Raw genomic sequence first — 17457 nt, forward strand, 5'->3', positions numbered from 1 at the left:
AGGGCTATCACAAGCGCACGCGCCTAGAAGTCAGCAGTCAGTGCCCCTACGCCAACCTGCGCCGGGCGGTGCGTGCCGCCAGTGTCGCGGTGACTGCGAGGACCGCGACGCTGAGCACGAGAACCGGTAGTCGACCCCCAAGCAGCAGTGCCCCGATGGTGATCAGGATGAGCGCACCCATGGCGATGAAGCGTGATCGGGCCAGACTGCCGAACCGAGACCGCAAGAACAGAATGTTGCCGACCAGGTAGACCAGCGGCCCCGCCGTTGTGATCAGAATGCTCGCCGGTGTGAGGTGATCGTGCGTGAGCCGGAGCTCGATGGATACGGCGACGAGGATCGCGCCGAGGACCATGAAGGCATGCGCGTATGCGTACGCCGACCGGAGTGCTCCCGTGGATGAGTCCCCGCCGGAGGTATCGGGCCCGGCGAGGGCGAAGTAGTTCCACCACAGAACGAAGAGTGAGGCGAAGCCCACCAGGAGGCTCAACGCGAGCGCACCAGTGAGCTGGCCCTGTTCGACGACGGCTCCGCCCATCAGCAGCACCGACTCTCCCAGAGCGATGATGAACACGAGACGGTTTCGCTCGGCGAGGTGATTGGCATCGGTGTCCCAGGTGTGCATCGGAGCGGCTCCGACACCGGGAATTCGATAGTGAGCCAGTGGCGCTGCGTAGTCCACGAGCACCGCGATCAGCCACAACAGCAGTCGCCATTCCTCGGAGAGCGCTGCTCCCGCGATCCAGAAGGCTCCCGCCATCAGCGTCCATAGCAGAAGCATGCGGTAGTTCGCGGAGAGCCGCTGCCCACGGTAGGCGACCATCATGAACACCGGTCGCAGAATCCCCATGAACAGGTAGCACCCGATGAACAGCCATACTCCGTCACCGAATGCGCTCGGGATGGTGATGGCCATCCCGAGCGCGGCGAGCATGAGCACTCCCGAGAGGAGTTGAACGGGCGTTTTGCCCGGGTCGAGCCAGTTCATCGCCCAGGCGGTGTAGTTCCATCCCCACCACACTGCGGCGAAGACGATCGCGGTTTGAGCCGCGCCGGTCCAAGACAGGTGGTCGATGAGCAGGTGGGAGAGCTGGATGATGGCGAAGACATAGACCAGGTCGAAGAAGAGCTCGACCGGGCCTACTTCGGAGCGGTGGTGGCCGGTCCGTGCCAGGGGGACTGTGGTCATGCGGGAAGCCTCGCGCAGGTATGGGTAAGACGCTGAGGACGACGGAGAGGAGCGGGCTTCCGACTGTGCGGACGCCCGCTCGAGCCCCGGAGTCGGTCAGCCTTCGCGGATGGTCATTTTGACGAGCTTGTCACCGTCGACGTCGAAGACGAACTTTGACCGGCCGTTGGCGTGGTTGGAGCGCCAGTCGCCGATGACAGTAACCGTGCTGCCGGCGACCGCGACCTCTTCGACGGTGAGCGTGCCGCGGGAGCCGATGAACTCCTTGTCGCTCCAGGCTTTGATCTGCTCGCGACCGGTGAAGGTGCGACCCCAGTCGTCCACTGCCCCAGTATCTGTGAAGGCGTCGAGGAACGCCTGCTCGTCGTGGGCGTTGACGCGCTCGAGGAACGAGGCGACGGGCTCGGGAATCGTGTGGTTCGTCATGTGCGTGCTCCGTTCAGCGAGTGGTGTAGCCGCCGTTGGCGAGGATGGTCTGACCGGTGATCCACCAGCCGTCCGTGGCGAGGAAGCGAACGATCGGAGCGATGTCCTCGATCTGCGTGAGCTGGTTGCCCATAGCCTGGGACTTGTGGAACTCGACGCGCTCGGGGGTCTCCTGGCCGTAGAAGAATGGGGTGTCCATCGGGCCGGGAGCCACCGCCGTAACGGAGATGCCGCGCTCGGAGAACTCCTTCGCCGCCGCGCGCGTGAAGTGCTCCACGGGCGACTTGCCACCGGCGTAGGTGGAGTACCCATCGGTGAACGCCGCGAGCAGCGAGGTCACGATCGTGATGACCTTTCCCCCGTCGGCGAGATTCTTCCCGGCCTCCTGAATGAAGAAGTAGGCAGCCTTGGAGTTGATGTCGAACATCGAGTCATACTCCGCCTCGGTTGTCTCAACAATCGGCTTGCGCAGCACCTTGCCGACCGTGTTCACAGCGACATCGATCTTCCCGATCGCCGCCTCTGCATCGGCGAACAAGCGGGTGATGTTCGCGGGGACGGTGAGGTCGCCCTGGAAGATCGCCCCCTTACCACCCGCTGCCTCGACCGCGGCGAGGGTCTGCTCGGCATCAAGCAGCGTCGATGCAGAGTTGTAGTGGATCACAACGTTGGCTCCGGCCTCGGCCGCCTGACGGGCGATCAGTCCGCCGAGGTTCTTCGCGCCGGCGGCGATGAGAACGTTCTTGCCTGCGAGTGTGTGTTCGGTCATCACGTCTCCTGTGTTTCGATGCTATGTGCATATATATCAGTGCTACATTGGTTACTATAACAGCATGACAGAGAGCACGTCGAGGGATACACGGGAGCGGCTGATCGCCGCTGCAGCCGACCTCATCGCCGCTGCCCCTGGCCAGGACTTCTCCCTCCGAGCAGTGTGCAATGCGGTCGGTGTGAAGATGCCGACCCTGTACCACTTCTTTGGTTCCAAGCAGGGGCTCATCGACGCGGTCATCGAGCACGGCTTTGACCTCTATCTGGGGCAGAAAGAATCGATGGACCCCTCCGGGGATCCCATCCAGGACATCCGCGCCGGCTGGGACGCGCACGTCGCCTTCGGCCTAGCGCACCCGGGCTTCTACACCCTCATGTACGGCACGGTGCGGCCGGGGCACACGCCCCCGGCCCAAGCGCGCCCGAGCGAGATCCTGCGTGCGCTGACGTCTCGCGCCGCCGAGCAGGGCAGGCTGGCCGTGCCGTCGGAGCAGGCCGCGGCGCACATCCTCGTCACCAACATCGGCGTTACCTTGCGGCAGATCATCCTGGCGCAGCCCGACCCTGCACTCTCCGCAGGAGTGCGCGAAGGAGCGATCGCCGCGATCACCGGCACCGGTGCATTGTCGGACAATCCCCTGGCGGATGCAATCGAACTCGCAGCGTCCCGCCCTCAGATCCTGGGGAAGTCGCAGACTCAGTTGCTCATTGAATGGCTCACCGAACTCGCCGAACAGAGCTCCGAGACCTAACCCATCACGCATCCTTGCACGATGGGCGGCGATACCACCCGCGCGGCCCGGCTCAGCTCAGATGAGCGCTCGAAGGGGAACGGTCGCGGAGCGCTAGAGCGAAAATCTCCACTCGACCACATGCCCACATGTAGGGCAGTCTGCTGAACATCGGCCCACCGTCGACGCGGACCGCGTTAGCACTCCAAATATCACCCGTTTCCGACGCTGAGAGCAGCGAGCTGCTCCGGCGTGCCGGTGACGACCAGGAGCAGGTCGGGCTGGTCGACGTCAATCACCCAGTCGACGAACGAGCAGCAGGAGCTCTCGACCGCGACGAGCTCGCGCAGCAGCCGGATCGAGACGTCGGTCCGCGCGTAGTGCATGACGACCCTGGTCTCCGTGCGCTCGACTCCGAGGGCGTGCTCGTCGTCGAAGGCGCGCCAGCGTTCGATCTGGTCCCTGCCTGCTCCGACGGTGAGCGTGCACGCAATGGGCAGGCCGTTCAGCGGACCAGTGAGCATCATGCCGGGACTCGTTCCCTCGCGGCACGACCCGTCCGCAGAGCACCCGGACGACGCGCGGCGCGGACGCCGTTGAGGATGACGACGACCTCGGCGGCCTCGTGGACAAGGACGACGCCGGCTAGCCCAAGCACGCCGAACAGAGCGAGTGGGAACAGCACAACGATGATCGCCAGGGCCAGGGCGATGTTGGCCGTCATGAGCATTCGCCCACGGCGGGCGTGGGCGAAGGCGGCGGGGATCAGGCGCAGGTCGTGGCCGGTGAAGGCGATGTCGGCGGACTCCACGGCTGCAGCGGAGCCCGTCGCGCCCATCGCGATGCCCACGCTGGCCGTGGCCAGGGCGGGGGCGTCGTTGATGCCGTCGCCGACCATCGCGGTCGGCCCCGAGGCCGTCAGCTCGGTGATCGCTGCGGCCTTGTCGGCAGGGAGCTGCCCGGCGCGCACGTCGTCGATGCCGGCCTCCACGGCCAAGGCGCGGGCAGTGGGGGCGTCATCACCTGTGAGCATGACCGTGTCGATGCCCTGGGCATGGAGCATCCGCACGGTCTCGGCGACCTCGGGACGCAGCTCGTCACGCACTCCGATCAGACCCGCCACTTCGCCGTCAGCTTCGACCACGACGACGGTCATGCCGGCCTCGGCGAACTCGTCGGCGTCAGCACACAGATCCGATGGGTCGAGCCAGCGCGGGCTGCCGACCCGGATCAGGCGGTCGCCGACTCGGCCGGCGACGCCGTGCCCGGCGTCCTCGCTCACGTCGCCCGCCTCCGCCGCTTTCGGCACGGCGGCGGTGATCGCGGCCGCCAGGGGATGGGTGCTGGTCGCCTCGAGAGCCGCGGCCCAGGCGAGCACCTGTCCGCGATCGAGCCCGGGCGCGGTCCGGACCTCCGTCACCTGCGGACTGCCCTGCGTGAGCGTGCCGGTCTTGTCGAAAGCGACCGTGCGGATCGTGCCGAACTGCTCGAACGCCGCGCCGGACTTGACCACGACGCCGAACTTCGAGGCCGAGCCGATCGCGCTGATGACCGTGACCGGCACGGCGATCGCCATCGCGCACGGCGAGGCGGCCACGAGCACGACGAGGGCACGCTCGATCCACGTCGACGGGTCGCCGACGAGGAAGCCGAACAAGGCGACCAGAACAGCGACGACGAGGACGGCCGGCACGAGGGGACGGGCGATTCGGTCGGCCAGGCGAGCCCGCTCGCCCTTGCGGGCATGGGCCTGCTCGACGAGCGCGACGATCTGGGTCAGCGAGTTGTCGCAACCGTCGGCCGTGGCCTCGACGAGCAGCGAGCCGGCCCCGTTGACCGCGCCGGCTGGCACCGGGTCTCCCGGGCCAACCTCGACAGGGATCGACTCCCCGGTGACGGCGGAGGCGTCGATGCTTGATCGCCCCTCGGCGACGACGCCGTCGGTCGCGACCCGCCCACCCGCGCCAACCACGAGCAGGTCGAGCTCGCGGAGTTCCGCCACCGGGACGTCGACGGCACCGCCCCGCCGCGAGACCCGCGCAGTCTCAGGTACCAGCGCGAGCAGTGCTCGCAGCCCTTCCTTAGCGCGGTCCATCGCCCGGTCCTCGAGCGTTTCGGCGAGGGAGAACAGGAACGCCAGTGCTGCGGCCTCGCCTACGTGGCCGAGCAGCACCGCCCCGACGGCGGCGATGGTCATGAGCAGGCCGACGCCCAGACGCCCTCGTCCCTTGGCGGTGAACAGGCGCTTGAGCGTGCCGGGCACGAACGTCCACGCCCCGGCCACGAGTCCCAGGGCGAAGGCAACCAGCGCCGTGACCTCGAGCCCGGTCCACTCGAAGATCAGCCCGGTCGCCCACAGCAGGCCGGAGGCGGCAGGCAGGGCGAGAGCGAGGTCGCGCCACCACGGGGGCACGTCCTCGTGCTCGTCGCGGCGGGGCTCGAACGGTCCGCAGCACGCGTCACCCGATTCAAGCGTGGATGCGTCGAGGGCCGGGTCGACGGGGCCGCAGCAGGCATCGCCTGTGACGGTCGGGCCGCTGCTGATCGAGATCAGTCGGGTCGACGCCGTCTTCGTCGCCCCGTCCCCGCGATGCGGCTCATCGACGCCGCAGCACTCGTCGCTCATCGCGCGGCTCCTTCGGTGTCACAGCAGCCTGGGACCGTGCACTGCGGGTCCATGCACGGAATGCTCTCGTCGACGGCGAGGGTCACGTCGACCAAGGCCGTGAGCGCCGCCGAGATGTGGAGGTCGGCAATCTCGTAGCGCGTCTGACGACCCTCCGGCTCGGCGACGACGATCCCACAGCCGCGCAGGCAGGACAGGTGGTTGGAGACGTTGGTGCGCGTCAGCTCGAGGTCCCGCGCGAGCTGCGCCGGGTAGCCCGGCTCATCGAGGAGGGCGAGCAGGATGCGTGAGCGGGTCGGATCCGCCATGGCACGGCCGAGCCGGTTCATGACATCGACACGCGAAGCAATAGTCAGCATGTGCTGACCATACAGCAGGGGCTGACCTACTAGCTACCCCTGTGCACCACGGTTCGTGGGGGTCGTCTTCGCGAATGCCCTAAACGCGCACTCCGACCGACACGGCTCGTCGCTGTCGGGACAGCCGTCGACGTGGGTCCGCGCCTGCTTCAGCTGGCCCTGCAGCCGCGACAACGCCTCCAGCTGCTCCTCGACTGCGGCGATCTGCTCGGCCAGCAGCGGCTGCAGCGTCTGCTTCACTCCGGTACAGGTCCCGTCGTCGGCGAGGTCGAGGAGCCGGCGAATCTCGGGAAGCTCGAGGCCGAGTCGCTTGGCCGAGGCGATGAAGTCCAGCCGCTCGAGGTGCTCATCGCCGAAGTCGCGGTAGCCGTTCGCGCTGCGGGAGGCCGTGAGGACGCCGAGGCGCTCGTAGTAGCGCAGCGTGCTCGCCGGCACCCCGGTGCGCTCGGCGACCTCGGAGATCTTCATGCTCCGACCCTACGGCTCGCCGTCTTGACCTTCAACCCGGGTTCAAGGTCTAACGTTGCACCGGGGCTCTTCCATCAGATCGTCATCCGCCTGGCGAGCAACCAACTCAAAGGCCAGGCCGAAGTGAAGGGACTCCTATGTCCAGTGTACCCGATAACGGGAATCAGAACCATGCTGCCGAGCCGATCTCGCACATGCACGGGCCCGCCGATGCGGCCACCGCGCTCATCCTCGTGACGAAGCTGCAGGTGGACGCCGCCGTCCGCTGCAGCCCCGCGGGCACGATCATCTATGAGGTCCACCCGAACTCGCTGTCGAGCTCGACCGCGCCGGATGGTCTCAACGTCGTCTTCGGAAAGAAGGTCGTCATCTTCCCCGGCCCGAATGCGCCGCGGTCCCGCAAGGTGTACGACGAGGCGATGTCGTTCGGGCAGTTCTGCACGAACGCAGGGGCCGCCGAGGTCCGGTACGCCTGGCTCAACGCTCGGCTCGACAAGCAGCTCGAGGGGCTCGAAATCGCCGAGCAGAGGAAGCGCCTGAATCTCATCATCGACCGCGCCGCGAAGAAGCCTGCTCCGCGGAAGCCGGATCCGGATCCCGAGTCTGGGAAGCAGGCACCTGCGCCCAAGGCAGACACCCCTGCGCCGAGGGCCACTGCACCGAGGGTGACGCGGTGGACGGACTCCGGGGTGGCCGAGCGCTGGGTCGATTCGGTGTCGAACGAGTGGTGCTGGACCGCCGGCTCCGGATTCAGGGCGTGGGACGGCCACGTCTGGGAGCACGCTGACGACGCCGAGGCCTTGGAATCTCTGCGGCAGTTCGGGAAGCGGGAGGTCGTCGCAGAGCTCGACGACACGGCGTCCGACGACACGAAGGACGCTGTGAATCGGCTCGAGGCGAAGCAACTGAAGGCGGCGCTGTCCCTGGCCAAGGGGCAGATGGTCGAAGACCTCGCCGAGTTCGACCAGGATCCGGACATCGCTGTCGCGCCCAACGGGGTCATCGACCTCGTGACAGGCGAGCTGCTTCCGCACGACCCGGCCCGCCTGGTGACCAAGTGCTGCGGCATCGAGTACGTCCCCGGTGCCACCCATCCCGACTGGGATCAGGCGCTCACCTCGCTTCCGTCCGAGGTCGCCGACTACATGCAGATCCGCTTCGGCCAGGCGCTCACCGGCTACCCGCCGGACGACGACGTGATGGCGATCCTTCGCGGCCGGGGAGAGAACGCGAAGACGACGATGATCGCGGCGGTGCGCAATGCGTTCGGCGACTACGCCGTGCTGCTCAGCGACAAGGTGCTGCTCGGGGACACCCGTGACCACTCGACCGAGATGATGTCGCTGCGCGGTTCCCGCCTCGCCTACATCGAGGAGCTTCCGGAGGCGCGACACCTCAATACCCAGCGACTGAAGAAGATCAACGGTTCGGACGAGGTCACTGCGCGCTACGTCCACAAGGACAACATCACCTTCAAGGCGACCTGGGGTCTGGCGATCTCGACGAACTACGAGGTCTTGGTCGAGGAGACCGACCACGGGACTTGGCGCAGGCTCCAGGAGATCCGCTTCCCGTTCACTTACAAGAAGTCGCACGAGCCGCTGACCAGGCCGACCGACCGGCACGGCGACCCGCGCCTGCGGGATGCCGTGAAGCATGGCACCGAGCAGCAGCAGGCGGTCCTCGTCTGGCTTGTCGAGGGCGCGAAGCGCTGGTACGCCAACAACCGGACGATGCCGGAGCCTCCTGAGCAGGTCAGGGCCGACACCCTTGCGTGGCGCAAGCTGAACGACCAGGTGCTCGCGTACTGCGAGGAAAGGTTGGTCCTCGACCCTGATTCGGCCGTCTGGATCAACGACTTGCATGCCGAGTTCGGTGAGTGGCTACGCGGCCGCGGACACAACGCGTGGGCGATGCCCAAGATGCGTTCGCGCTTCGCCGACTGCGGCTGGCTGAAGGACGCGAATGCGCACTTCACCGGGCGGGTTCGCAGGGATCCGCGCGAGGTTTCGCGGCCGCTTGATGACCGTCCCGGGCTTTCGTCCGTGAAGCGGTTGCCGGCCCAGGGTCAGTACCTGGTCGGCATTCGCTTCCGCACGAGGTCCGACGATCTCGCGGAACTGGACAAGACCGGGGATGCGACCGACGCCGCTTCGACCACCACCGACGCGAAGCGCCGCGAGCTGGCGAACGAGGAGCGCCGGGAACAGGCTATCCACAACCTCCCCCGGCTCCGGACCGAGCTCGAGGCCCTCGAGGCCAGTGGTGCCCGCCCGGCAGAGATCAAGCTGGCGCGCCTCCTGGTGGAGAACGCGGAGCTGCAGGCGGTCATGCCTGCTGACGACATGAAGGAGGCTATCTGATGTCCAAGAAGCGTGGGAGGAACCACACGGTCCGGCGCACGGTGCCGACCACCAAGAGGAAGCCCCTCTCGCAGGCGGAGTTCGAGCGCGAGCTCACAAGGGTCGTCGAGGGCGATCCCACCGCTGATCCCGACGTCCGGGCGTTCTTCGGCGATCTGTCGACGGCACTCGGCATCAGGGCCGCGCTCATGCACCCCCAGGGTGTGGAGATGCTCCGCGACCCCGAGGGCAATGAGACGCCATGATCAGGGCACACATCCGACACCGAGGTGGCCTCCGCGTGACCGTCTCGGTCACCGATCGGGCACGCATCAGCGAGGTCATCATGACGTCTCCATCGGAGCATCGCATGGCCTCGAAAAGTGCCCGCTCCGGGCACCGAAGTGCTCGTCTCGGTGCACGGCATTGCAGGAGCATCGCGATGCCCTCTCGGTGCTCTACCGATGCTCTGCTGGTGCTCGCGCCGGGCATCAACGGGACCGAGGAGGTTACGCCGTGAGCGTCGATGGTGACCGTCTCGGGGCACTCCGGGCATGGGCGCGTGGCGACCTCGCCCTCGAAGCCGCGGTCGAGCTGATCGCCACGGCTCTCGATGGCAGGCTGCTCACGGGCCCGTGGGTGCGCCCGGACGAGGCTGGCCGTCTCTGGTTTGACCCAGCCGTTGCCGAAGCGGAGCAGGGCCACCTCAGCGGCGGAGAGAGGCGCGTGCTGGCGATCGCGATGAGCCTCGCCAGCAGCGAGCATCCGGTCGACCTCGGCGACGCGATCGCCGGCCTCGACCCGGATGCGCTCGACACCGTGCTCGACGCACTCGCTCTGGCAGGAGGGCAGGGCCGATGACGGACCACCAACGCGGAGCCCGCTCCCCTCCCCCGACCAGCCGAGCGGCCGCCAGGCCGCGGACGACAAGGGTCAGGACCGAGCGGGCGCAGCCCGCGAGCATGACGACGATGAGAGGGAAGTGATCACGATGTCCACCAGGAAGATCGACGCCGAGATCGAGCAGCTGCAGCGCCAGCTCGAGGCGGCCCAGAAGGTCAAGGCGGACGAGGAGAAGAAGGAGAAGGCGCGCATCGCGCAGGCCAAGAAGCACGCCGGCGAGAACCACACCCGTGCTGTGCTCGAGCTCTACGACCTGCTCGACGTGCAGCCCGAGGCGAAGGTCACGCGCACCGTCCGCGACCGCGACGAGGCCGTCCGTACCCAGCGCCTGCTGGACATGGTCGCCGAGATCGTCGGCGCGGCCGACCCGGCGCTGCTGAACCGGCTCAAGCGGGAGGACCAGAGCGGCGTCGAGGCCCGAGCGCCGAAGCCCCGGAAGAGCCCTGCCTCCGCTTCCGCTCCCTTCGATGACGCTGAGGGCGGTGACCCCGCCGCCGATCGCCATGAGCCGTCGCCGACGCCGTACCAGTCGGCCGCGTGAGGCCACCGGGACGACGACGCCGGCATCGAGCGACAGCCCCGATCACCACCGCGTGGTCGGGGCTCTCGCATGCTCGGAAGAGCGTCGGTCAGCGCTGCCGCCGCGACCTCGACGCCGCACGTCTGCGCCGGTCCCGTCCCAGCGGTCGTCGACGTCTCATCGGCCCGAGCGCGCAGCGCGAGGGATGCGCATCGGCGGGGGTGGCGAGCGGAGCGAGCAAGGGGGCGGCAGCCCCCTTTCGACACTCAGACCGAGCGCCAGCGAGGTCGGAGTCAAGCACCTGACCAGTCGTGCGCAGCGCGGCCGAGCGAAGCGAGGGAACATATATGGTCAGGATGCTTGCCCGATCCCCGTACCCCCTTGCCGTATGAGGGTACGGGTGGAACAATGGAGATGCATAACGACGATCGGGCTACACCCCTATGGTGCTGGTCCGCCGGACAGGCTTTACGACCTGTCAGAGCGTTTAAGGACGTAATGGTCTGCGCGGCTGGGATGCAAGGGCCCGGATTCGAAGAGGTATTTCGAGTCCGAGGAGGCCCGCATCGTGAACGCCGCTAAGTCCCCGACGAGGCGCGCCAGCGCCGGACGCGCGCTGTCTCCGAACGCCAAGGGCGTGTTCGTTCCGATGACGCCGGAGCGCCTCGAGAACGTCGACGCTGACCGGGCGCATCTCGGACTCTCGCGCGGCGGCGCGATCGCCGCGGTATACGACAACTTCCGGGCCGCAGCCATTACTGCTGCGCAGCAGCGCGCAGCCGAAGCGGACGCGAAGGCTGCAGTCTTCGAATCCCTCGCCGCACCGCTCATGGACGCCCTCCAGGAACTCACCGACGCGATCGACGGGCGCGCGCACCAGCGCCGGGCCGTCGGTGTCCACTCGAACCAGGTCGCGAAGCTCGCGAACGTCATGCGGATGGCGATAGAGCGCGGCGATCTCACCGACGTCATGAGCACGCGGGTGGACGAGCTTGTGCTCGCTCTGCAGGGCATCGAGCGCCGGCTCGGAGAGCTGGCCGAGGCCGAGCGCAACGACGACGCTCTGGCCGCCGAGGTACGCGCGCTGCTCACCTCCTCGGAACCTATCCGTGAGGCCGATGCGGCATGAGCGGACCGAAGCGGGGCGGTGTCGCGGTCAAGGTCCTGAGCGGCCGGACCGCGGCGAGCCTGCAGCGCTACCGCGACTCGAAGGAGGACAAGGAACCGCCGCTGTTCATGGCGACGCGGCACTGCGCGATGGACGCCGAGACGCAGATCGCCGAGTGGAAGGCCGTGCGCGTCGAGCACGGCACCCAGGGAGCAACGCGGTCGCCGAGGGCAAGGTACGAGACCGTCGATCCCGACACCGGCATTCACGCGAGCGGCCAGCGCGGGACGCACATCAAGCACTGGGACGGCAAGCGCCACCGGAAGCGGCTGGCCGGTCCGGGCGAGACTCCCACCCACCTGCGCATCGAGCCGGAGGACGCGCTGCCGGAGAAGGAGTCCGAGGCGACGCACAGCATCTATGCGTTCGGCGCGGACCTGGTGAACCCCGAGAACCCGGAGGACGTCGAACGCGCTTTCCTCACCGTCAAGGCCGAGCGCGATGAGCACTACCCGGGGCTGCAGGAGTCGATATGGGGAGAGCGCAACGGCGAGAGCGGGCTCTTCCACGTCCACGTCGCGTCGAACGCGACGGTCTACCGCGCCTTCGAGCTCGACGGCGTCGAGTACAGGGCCGGGCAGAAGATGGGCGGAGACATGCGCGACGTGCACAGCGTCCGCGCCCGCTTCGAGCAGTACCTCGACGCCCATCCCGAGTACGGCTTCGAGCAGTCACTCTCGCGGGTCGGGACGCCGGAGTACGCGGCGGCACAGCGCCGCGACGGGCAACGCTCCTACTGGGAGCGCGCCCGGGCCGAACGCGAGGGAGTGGCCCCGAAGGAGAACAACCAGGATCGCATCCGCCGCGAGGCCTATGAAGCGCTCCAAGTGCCGGGCGTCACAGACCGCGACTCGTTCGCCGCCGAGATGATGAACCGCGGCATCGCTGTCGACGAGACGGGCCTGCGCCGCGGCAAGCGCGGGAAAGGCTACGACCTGCGGTACAAGGTCGACGGCGCGAAGCAGGGCGTGAAGGGCGCGACGCTCGGTCCCGAGTACGCCCACGACGCCATCGACGCACAGCTCGCCCTCAAGACTCGGGGGGTGGAGGTCGAGGTGCCGGCGGGTCAGCAGCGAGTCGGGGAACCGGCCCAGCTCCCGCTGACGTCGACGTCGCTCAGCGCCGAGGAGCAGGTGGAACTCGAGCAGCTGAAGTCTGCTATCGCGGCTCTCGCACAGGACGAGCGGGTGCGTCAGGACGAGGAACAACAGCGGGCGCTACAGACCCAGGAACGCAGCTACGACGGCGAGCAGGTCACCGAGGAACTGCGGGCTCGGATCGCCCGCGACGATGCGGCCATGCAAGCCCGCCTCGACGCCGATGCGCAGGCAGTTTTCGACAGTATCCGCCAGGGCCGGGCACAAGACGAGCAGCAACCGGCCACAGGGGTCCCGGAACAACCGGTCGCCGGTGTGCCTGAACCGGCACAACCGGAGAAACCGGAGCCGCCCACGTTTCGCTCCGGCCTGCGCGGCGTGAAGGCGAAGGGCGGCTCGGAAACGGTCCAGCGCCGTCTCGACGGCATGGCTCAGCTCGAGGAGGACTACCGCGGCGCACTGCCCGATGCCGAGTACGAAGCGCGCCTCACCGAGTTCGGCATCGGACCTCACTTCATGGGTCAGTACGGTGAGCACCTCGACCCGGAGACACACCGTCAGCTCACGTGGCGCGTACAGGCGAGGGCTGCCAGCGCCGCCGAGCGCCAGAGTGGGCAGAAATACGCCGAGAGAGGACAGAACCTGCGCAAGCAGTACGACCAACTCCGCGAGGACGGCGCGCAAGCGCAGGAGCTGCACAACCGGATCCTCGCCTCCGACAGCGGCGTCGAGAAAACGAACGCACGGAGGAAAGAGATCCACGAGCTTGTGAGGGACGGCCGGTACGAGGACGCCGCGCAGGCCGCCGAGCGGCACCAGGAGAAGGACCGAAAGAGTCGAGAGGCGATGGAGAACTACGGCTCCGGACTCGACCGCGACGAGGAGCCCAGCGCCTCGGACCGTTTCAGCGCGCGGGCGAAGGCTGCGCAGGAGCGTGACCGCGGTTCGATGAGCCGCTGATGACAATCACCCGACGCCGCCAGCGGCGGCAGGAACGCACACCCGACGAGAGACGAGAGGAGGCACTGGCAATGGACCCGATGACGGCGATCGAAGTCGAGGGACTCGAGAAGCTTGCGGCGCTGCGTGAGCATCACGCCGAGGAGCGCGAAGCACGTGCTGCCGTGTACCACGGCGGCGGCAGCTCCGCCTACATCGAGACCCTACTGATCGCCGAGCAGTACAGGAACGAAGCCCGCGAGCTGCGGGCACGGGCGACGCAACTGCGTCGGCACAGCGCATGACACGAGAGAACGAGTGAGAGGACAAGACGATGGCACAGACGACCCAGGGTCAGATCGACCGCGAGAAGTCGGCGCAGATCCAGCAGATGCTCGCGCAGCAGAACAAGGAGGCCGTGGCCCAGCGCTTCGGCGAGCAGGAGCTCGACTCCCCGGAGTACCAGCGGGCCGAGCGGAACCTCCGGGCGCAGCGCGAGCGCCAGCGGGACATGCGCGAGCGGGCGGCCCAGGGCGAGGACGTCGGGCAGCAGCAGGCCGAGACCACTCGTCAGCTGCAGGAGCAGGCCCTCGCCGAGCAGGAGGCGCAGCGTCAGGAGCAGGTGCGACAGCAGCAGATTGAGCAGGAGCGTCAGGCCGAGGTCGAGCGTCAGCACGATGCGGCGCAGTCCCAGGAAGCCGAGCGCGCGCACGACGATCGCGACCGCGTCGAGGAGCAGGAGCAGGCGAAAGAGGTTCAGCAGGAGACCGAGCAGCGGGAGGAGCCGGAGCGCGAGAAGAGCGCTTCGGACCGCTTCAGCGCTCGAGCCCGGGCCGCGCAGGAGCGCGACCGGGACCGTGGCATGAGCCGCTGAAGCACAGAGTGTCGAGCGCATGACAAGAGGCCGTGGACCATCGGGTCCACGGCCTCTTCTCAGCCCCGGTATCAGGCAGCATCCGGGAGGTTCCAGATCCCCGGGAGCTGAACCAGCCTCCCCTCCTTGCCGTACAGCAGCAGCCGGCCCTCCTCGAGGCTCTCCGGGAGCATCTCCGAGACCGTGCGCCGCGGGGCCTTCTCTGCCGTCATGGTCCTCGTCTGGTCGGCGTTGATCGTCTCCCGCCAGACGTCGTGCTCGCCGGACCACTTCTCGGCGAGCTCCAGCGCCTCGAACTCAGGAGCGCCGTCGAGGATGAGGAAGGCCGGGAACACCTCTCGCAGGACCTTCGCTCCCACAGAGCCCCAGCGCAGCTCCATCTGGTTGGTGCTCTGGACAGCGATCACGCAGGCGACGCCGAGCCCGCGGGCCTCGGTGATGTACGTCGGTAGCTTCGGCAGCGGCGCAGTGTTCACCGCCTCGTCCACGCTGAGGAGCAGGCGCATGAGGCCGCGCTCGACGCCGCGCCGCCAGTGCCGGATCACGGTCTCGATCGCGCCGACGGCAGCGCCAGCGGCGACCCCGTCCGCGGGAGCGATGATCGCCAGAGTCGGCTCGTTCGGTCCCTCGAGCATGGAGGGGGCGAACGGCACCGAGCCGCGCTGACCGCGGACGTTCGTCAGCAGCCAAGGCGCGAGACCGGCCTTCATCGTCGCGATGACCGAGTCCCGGAGCTTCGCCTCCATGTCAACGACCGCATTCAGGCTCTCCGCGTGGAAGCTCGACTTCTCGACGAGCTCGTAGGCGATCGCCCACGACGGCGAGTCGTCGTTCTCGTCGTCCTTCACCGTCTTCGACGCCGCCCGGACGGTCCACGCGATGCCCTTGCCGGAGGCCTTGCCCGCCAGGAGCAGCGCAGCGAGCGGCTGAGCAGCCTGGGTCTGCCAGAAGGCGTCGTCGCCGCTGCCGGAGTCGCCGCCGTCGGACGCGCCGAGCGAGCCGACCTTCATCAGCAGCGATGCCATGGCCAGCGCGTCGTCGTCGTTCGCGATGAGCGACGTCGGGTCGGAGGTGACCATCTGGTAGTCGACGCCCTGAAGCCATTTGAAGCTCGGGTCGAGCTCACCGGCGAGGTCCATGACTAACAGCGGGCCACGCCCAGCGATGCCTTTCTTCACGATCCACTTCAGGAGGTCGGTCTTCGAGCTGACGATGACCCTGGGACCGACCCACTGGACCGCCCCCCATCGACAAGATCCTGGTGGTCTTGCCGCGGCCGGTGGGACCACTCACCAGCACGTGGGGCGCGGTCTCGACGGGCACTCCGTCGATCGAGCCGGCATACGGCGTCTGCTTCTCGTTGATCTCAGCGAAGGTGGGCTCCGAGGCCGCACCCGTCGTCTTGTTCTTGCTGCGCAGCATGAGACTGCTCCTTGTTGTTCTCCAATCCGCACGGTAAGTCCGGGGTCCCGGGGCCGCGTTGAATCGTCGTGTCGTGACGCCTGACGCCCCTACTGGGGATCGGCGGCGCTGCCGCCTTCGGGTGGTGCCTCGCTCATCGCGTCTCGGTTTCCTGCGACGATTCGGCACCGTGCCAGCGGGCCTTCATCGCCGCCTGGCCGGCCGCCGACTGGCGAGCCTGTTCGGCCTCGATCTCCTCGGTGAGCCGTGCCTGGACCCGCGGGTCATCAAGCATGTCGATCCCGGCCTTGATCAACGCACGGCCGAGCAGGCCGGATCCTACACCGTTCTCGGCGGCGAGCACGCGTAGCCGCTGACGGTCCTCCGGGCGCATCGGAACCGACTGCGAGACCGAAAGTTCTTTGCCTGCTACCACGACGTTTTCTCCTCGTACACGAGCGTTCCTATGATCCTCGTCCATCGTATCGACCCTCCTCTCACCCGAGAACTTCCGCGGTACGGCTCCCTAGAACCGCAATCCTACGGTACCATAGGATCGTAAGAAGAACACGGGCTCACACCGCAGGAGGACAGCCGCATGAACTTCGGATTCATTTTCAAAGCGATCGCGTTCCTCGTCATCGTCGGTTCGATCTTCGGCCTCGGCATCATCGTCGGCGGCAGCTTCGCCACCGGGCTGACTCGGACGCGGTGCTCCGGTACATGGAGAACTGCCTGCCCGCCGAGACGGCCGAGCAGCTCGGGCCGTGCCTGGCCACCGACGGCGGTGAACAGCCGTGACGAAGACCGTCGAGCGCTACGAGAAGGTTCGGGCCGACTGGCTGCTGGCCCACGAGGCGTCGTGGCATCTGTCCGATCGCCGGATGGCGAATGAGCTCAAGAGGATCGCTGCGAAGAAGGAGCGGACGGCTGCTGGTGCCGCCGAGTCTTCCCACCACGAGGGCAGGATCAAGCCCATCGCCTCGCGGTTCATCGCCGCCGGCGAGGACAGCAAGGAGCGCGGCCTGCGCGCCCTGTTCCTCGTCTTCTTCATCCTCCCGACGCTGGTCGTTTGGATCGGACCGGCGCTGGTGATCTCGCACGCAGCTTACTCCGTTGACACCGGGCGGCGACTGAAGCAGCGACGGGTGCCCGAGCGGAGGCAGTGGTACCTTGCGGCGGCAGCCGTGTTCGGCGCGGGCGCGCTCTTCGCCGTCGTCGCGCGGTTCGTCACTCTGAACCTCATCACGGTCGCCGAGATTACCTACTGGCCCTCGCTCACTCTCGACGTTCACTGGACGACGGTCGGGCTCATTTACCTGTGGGCACAGGTCGTCCTCGGGCTGCTGCTCGCGGCCTGGCAGATCCGCCGCCACGGCTGGCCAGGCGTCGTGATCAAGACGGGTGCGAAGACGCCGGAGGTCCCGGCGACTCCTCGAACGCCCGTCGCACCGGCCGTGCCCACGGCACCGAAGAGCGTGGGTACCGACGAGATCACCGCCGAGGAACCGGATGGTGAGCCTGCGGCTCCGAAGACACCTGCTGCGCCGATGGTGCCAGCGATCCCCAAACCGCCCGCCGTCGCCGAGTTCGACGACGAGCCGGTGTTCGACGACGAGAACTACTAGACCAAGACGTTCTGA

20 protein-coding genes are annotated in these 17457 nt (G+C 67.7%); 10 read left to right on the forward strand and 10 right to left on the reverse strand.

What is annotated here, in order from left to right:
* Positions 1 to 46: 46 nt before the first annotated feature.
* The 3 genes from QYM46_RS13585 to QYM46_RS13595 all read right to left on the reverse strand — a co-directional run bounded on the left by QYM46_RS13585 (position 47) and on the right by QYM46_RS13595 (position 2384).
* Complete coding sequence (locus QYM46_RS13585; RefSeq protein ID WP_432789349.1) at positions 47 to 1189, reverse strand: low temperature requirement protein A; 1143 nt, start codon at positions 1187 to 1189, stop codon at positions 47 to 49.
* Between the two features lie 96 nt (positions 1190 to 1285).
* The gene (locus QYM46_RS13590; RefSeq protein WP_432789350.1) at positions 1286 to 1615 is read right to left on the reverse strand and encodes a nuclear transport factor 2 family protein; all 330 of its coding nucleotides are present in this window, start codon (positions 1613 to 1615) and stop codon (positions 1286 to 1288) included.
* A gap of 13 nt (positions 1616 to 1628) precedes the next feature.
* A complete protein-coding gene (locus QYM46_RS13595; protein WP_432789351.1) occupies positions 1629 to 2384 on the reverse strand; it encodes an SDR family oxidoreductase in 756 nt (251 codons plus the stop codon).
* A gap of 64 nt (positions 2385 to 2448) precedes the next feature.
* Here QYM46_RS13595 and QYM46_RS13600 point away from each other — a divergent pair, with 64 nt between their 5' ends.
* A complete protein-coding gene (locus QYM46_RS13600) occupies positions 2449 to 3138 on the forward strand; it encodes a TetR/AcrR family transcriptional regulator (RefSeq protein WP_432789352.1) in 690 nt (229 codons plus the stop codon).
* A 191-nt stretch (positions 3139 to 3329) separates the two neighbouring features.
* Here the strand turns inward: QYM46_RS13600 and QYM46_RS13605 are convergent, their stop codons facing one another.
* Genes QYM46_RS13605 through QYM46_RS13620 form a run of 4 tightly spaced genes read right to left on the reverse strand, consistent with a single transcriptional unit; the run spans position 3330 to position 6570 of the window.
* Positions 3330 to 3644, reverse strand: coding sequence for a hypothetical protein (locus QYM46_RS13605; protein ID WP_432789353.1), 315 nt, complete (start codon positions 3642 to 3644; stop codon positions 3330 to 3332).
* Positions 3641 to 5743: a heavy metal translocating P-type ATPase gene (locus QYM46_RS13610; protein WP_432789354.1), complete on the reverse strand. Its 2103-nt coding sequence runs from the start codon at positions 5741 to 5743 to the stop codon at positions 3641 to 3643. Before QYM46_RS13610 ends, QYM46_RS13605 begins: the two co-directional genes overlap by 4 nt.
* Positions 5740 to 6102, reverse strand: a complete 363-nt coding sequence (cmtR, locus tag QYM46_RS13615) for a Cd(II)/Pb(II)-sensing metalloregulatory transcriptional regulator CmtR (protein ID WP_432789355.1) — start codon at positions 6100 to 6102, stop codon at positions 5740 to 5742. The genes QYM46_RS13610 and cmtR overlap by 4 nt, the downstream gene beginning before the upstream one ends.
* Positions 6103 to 6135: 33 nt before the next feature.
* Positions 6136 to 6570 carry a MerR family transcriptional regulator gene (locus tag QYM46_RS13620; RefSeq protein ID WP_432789356.1) on the reverse strand — a complete coding sequence of 145 codons (435 nt, stop codon included), beginning with the start codon at positions 6568 to 6570 and terminating at the stop codon, positions 6136 to 6138.
* Between the two features lie 137 nt (positions 6571 to 6707).
* Between QYM46_RS13620 and QYM46_RS13625 the strand changes: the two genes are divergently transcribed.
* The 8 genes from QYM46_RS13625 to QYM46_RS13660 all read left to right on the forward strand — a co-directional run bounded on the left by QYM46_RS13625 (position 6708) and on the right by QYM46_RS13660 (position 14413).
* Positions 6708 to 8933 (forward strand): DNA primase family protein, encoded by a 2226-nt coding sequence (locus QYM46_RS13625; protein ID WP_432789357.1) that lies wholly within the window; start codon positions 6708 to 6710, stop codon positions 8931 to 8933.
* Positions 8933 to 9178, forward strand: coding sequence for a hypothetical protein (locus tag QYM46_RS13630; RefSeq protein WP_432789358.1), 246 nt, complete (start codon positions 8933 to 8935; stop codon positions 9176 to 9178). Before QYM46_RS13625 ends, QYM46_RS13630 begins: the two co-directional genes overlap by 1 nt.
* Before the next feature lie 250 nt (positions 9179 to 9428).
* Positions 9429 to 9773, forward strand: a complete 345-nt coding sequence (locus tag QYM46_RS13635) for a hypothetical protein (protein WP_432789359.1) — start codon at positions 9429 to 9431, stop codon at positions 9771 to 9773.
* Between the two features lie 121 nt (positions 9774 to 9894).
* Positions 9895 to 10356 carry a hypothetical protein gene (locus tag QYM46_RS13640; protein ID WP_432789360.1) on the forward strand — a complete coding sequence of 154 codons (462 nt, stop codon included), beginning with the start codon at positions 9895 to 9897 and terminating at the stop codon, positions 10354 to 10356.
* A gap of 547 nt (positions 10357 to 10903) precedes the next feature.
* Positions 10904 to 11464 (forward strand): hypothetical protein, encoded by a 561-nt coding sequence (locus QYM46_RS13645; RefSeq protein WP_432789361.1) that lies wholly within the window; start codon positions 10904 to 10906, stop codon positions 11462 to 11464.
* Positions 11461 to 13560 carry a hypothetical protein gene (locus QYM46_RS13650; protein ID WP_432789362.1) on the forward strand — a complete coding sequence of 700 codons (2100 nt, stop codon included), beginning with the start codon at positions 11461 to 11463 and terminating at the stop codon, positions 13558 to 13560. The genes QYM46_RS13645 and QYM46_RS13650 overlap by 4 nt, the downstream gene beginning before the upstream one ends.
* Entirely contained in the window at positions 13560 to 13844 is a 285-nt protein-coding gene (locus QYM46_RS13655; protein WP_432789363.1) for a hypothetical protein, read from the forward strand. The genes QYM46_RS13650 and QYM46_RS13655 overlap by 1 nt, the downstream gene beginning before the upstream one ends.
* A 29-nt stretch (positions 13845 to 13873) precedes the next feature.
* Entirely contained in the window at positions 13874 to 14413 is a 540-nt protein-coding gene (locus QYM46_RS13660; protein ID WP_432789364.1) for a hypothetical protein, read from the forward strand.
* A gap of 71 nt (positions 14414 to 14484) precedes the next feature.
* Here the strand turns inward: QYM46_RS13660 and QYM46_RS13665 are convergent, their stop codons facing one another.
* From QYM46_RS13665 to QYM46_RS13675, 3 genes are all read right to left on the reverse strand, one after another.
* Positions 14485 to 15552: a TraM recognition domain-containing protein gene (locus tag QYM46_RS13665; protein WP_432789365.1), complete on the reverse strand. Its 1068-nt coding sequence runs from the start codon at positions 15550 to 15552 to the stop codon at positions 14485 to 14487.
* Entirely contained in the window at positions 15536 to 15835 is a 300-nt protein-coding gene (locus QYM46_RS13670; RefSeq protein ID WP_432789366.1) for a hypothetical protein, read from the reverse strand. Before QYM46_RS13670 ends, QYM46_RS13665 begins: the two co-directional genes overlap by 17 nt.
* 133 nt (positions 15836 to 15968) lie before the next feature.
* Positions 15969 to 16295 (reverse strand): hypothetical protein, encoded by a 327-nt coding sequence (locus QYM46_RS13675; RefSeq protein WP_432789367.1) that lies wholly within the window; start codon positions 16293 to 16295, stop codon positions 15969 to 15971.
* Between the two features lie 316 nt (positions 16296 to 16611).
* On the opposite strand from QYM46_RS13675, the gene QYM46_RS13680 reads away from it, so the two are divergent.
* Complete coding sequence (locus QYM46_RS13680) at positions 16612 to 17442, forward strand: hypothetical protein (protein WP_432789368.1); 831 nt, start codon at positions 16612 to 16614, stop codon at positions 17440 to 17442.
* The last annotated feature ends 15 nt before the right edge of the window (positions 17443 to 17457 follow it).

The organism is Brevibacterium sp. K11IcPPYGO002 (genome assembly GCF_050920635.1).
Lineage (GTDB): Bacteria > Actinomycetota > Actinomycetes > Actinomycetales > Brevibacteriaceae > Brevibacterium.

Bases quoted from the DNA above. Each gene is read 5' to 3' on its own strand.
- QYM46_RS13585 (WP_432789349.1), bottom strand. From the start codon at position 1,189: ATGACCACAGTCCCCCTGGCACGGACCGGCCACCACCGCTCCGAAGTA.
- QYM46_RS13590 (WP_432789350.1), bottom strand. From the start codon at position 1,615: ATGACGAACCACACGATTCCCGAGCCCGTCGCCTCGTTCCTCGAGCGC.
- QYM46_RS13595 (WP_432789351.1), bottom strand. From the start codon at position 2,384: ATGACCGAACACACACTCGCAGGCAAGAACGTTCTCATCGCCGCCGGC.
- QYM46_RS13600 (WP_432789352.1), top strand. From the start codon at position 2,449: ATGACAGAGAGCACGTCGAGGGATACACGGGAGCGGCTGATCGCCGCT.
- QYM46_RS13605 (WP_432789353.1), bottom strand. From the start codon at position 3,644: ATGATGCTCACTGGTCCGCTGAACGGCCTGCCCATTGCGTGCACGCTC.
- QYM46_RS13610 (WP_432789354.1), bottom strand. From the start codon at position 5,743: ATGAGCGACGAGTGCTGCGGCGTCGATGAGCCGCATCGCGGGGACGGG.
- cmtR (WP_432789355.1), bottom strand. From the start codon at position 6,102: ATGCTGACTATTGCTTCGCGTGTCGATGTCATGAACCGGCTCGGCCGT.
- QYM46_RS13620 (WP_432789356.1), bottom strand. From the start codon at position 6,570: ATGAAGATCTCCGAGGTCGCCGAGCGCACCGGGGTGCCGGCGAGCACG.
- QYM46_RS13625 (WP_432789357.1), top strand. From the start codon at position 6,708: ATGTCCAGTGTACCCGATAACGGGAATCAGAACCATGCTGCCGAGCCG.
- QYM46_RS13630 (WP_432789358.1), top strand. From the start codon at position 8,933: ATGTCCAAGAAGCGTGGGAGGAACCACACGGTCCGGCGCACGGTGCCG.
- QYM46_RS13650 (WP_432789362.1), top strand. From the start codon at position 11,461: ATGAGCGGACCGAAGCGGGGCGGTGTCGCGGTCAAGGTCCTGAGCGGC.
- QYM46_RS13655 (WP_432789363.1), top strand. From the start codon at position 13,560: ATGACAATCACCCGACGCCGCCAGCGGCGGCAGGAACGCACACCCGAC.
- QYM46_RS13660 (WP_432789364.1), top strand. From the start codon at position 13,874: ATGGCACAGACGACCCAGGGTCAGATCGACCGCGAGAAGTCGGCGCAG.
- QYM46_RS13665 (WP_432789365.1), bottom strand. From the start codon at position 15,552: ATGGACCTCGCCGGTGAGCTCGACCCGAGCTTCAAATGGCTTCAGGGC.
- QYM46_RS13670 (WP_432789366.1), bottom strand. From the start codon at position 15,835: ATGCTGCGCAGCAAGAACAAGACGACGGGTGCGGCCTCGGAGCCCACC.
- QYM46_RS13675 (WP_432789367.1), bottom strand. From the start codon at position 16,295: ATGGACGAGGATCATAGGAACGCTCGTGTACGAGGAGAAAACGTCGTG.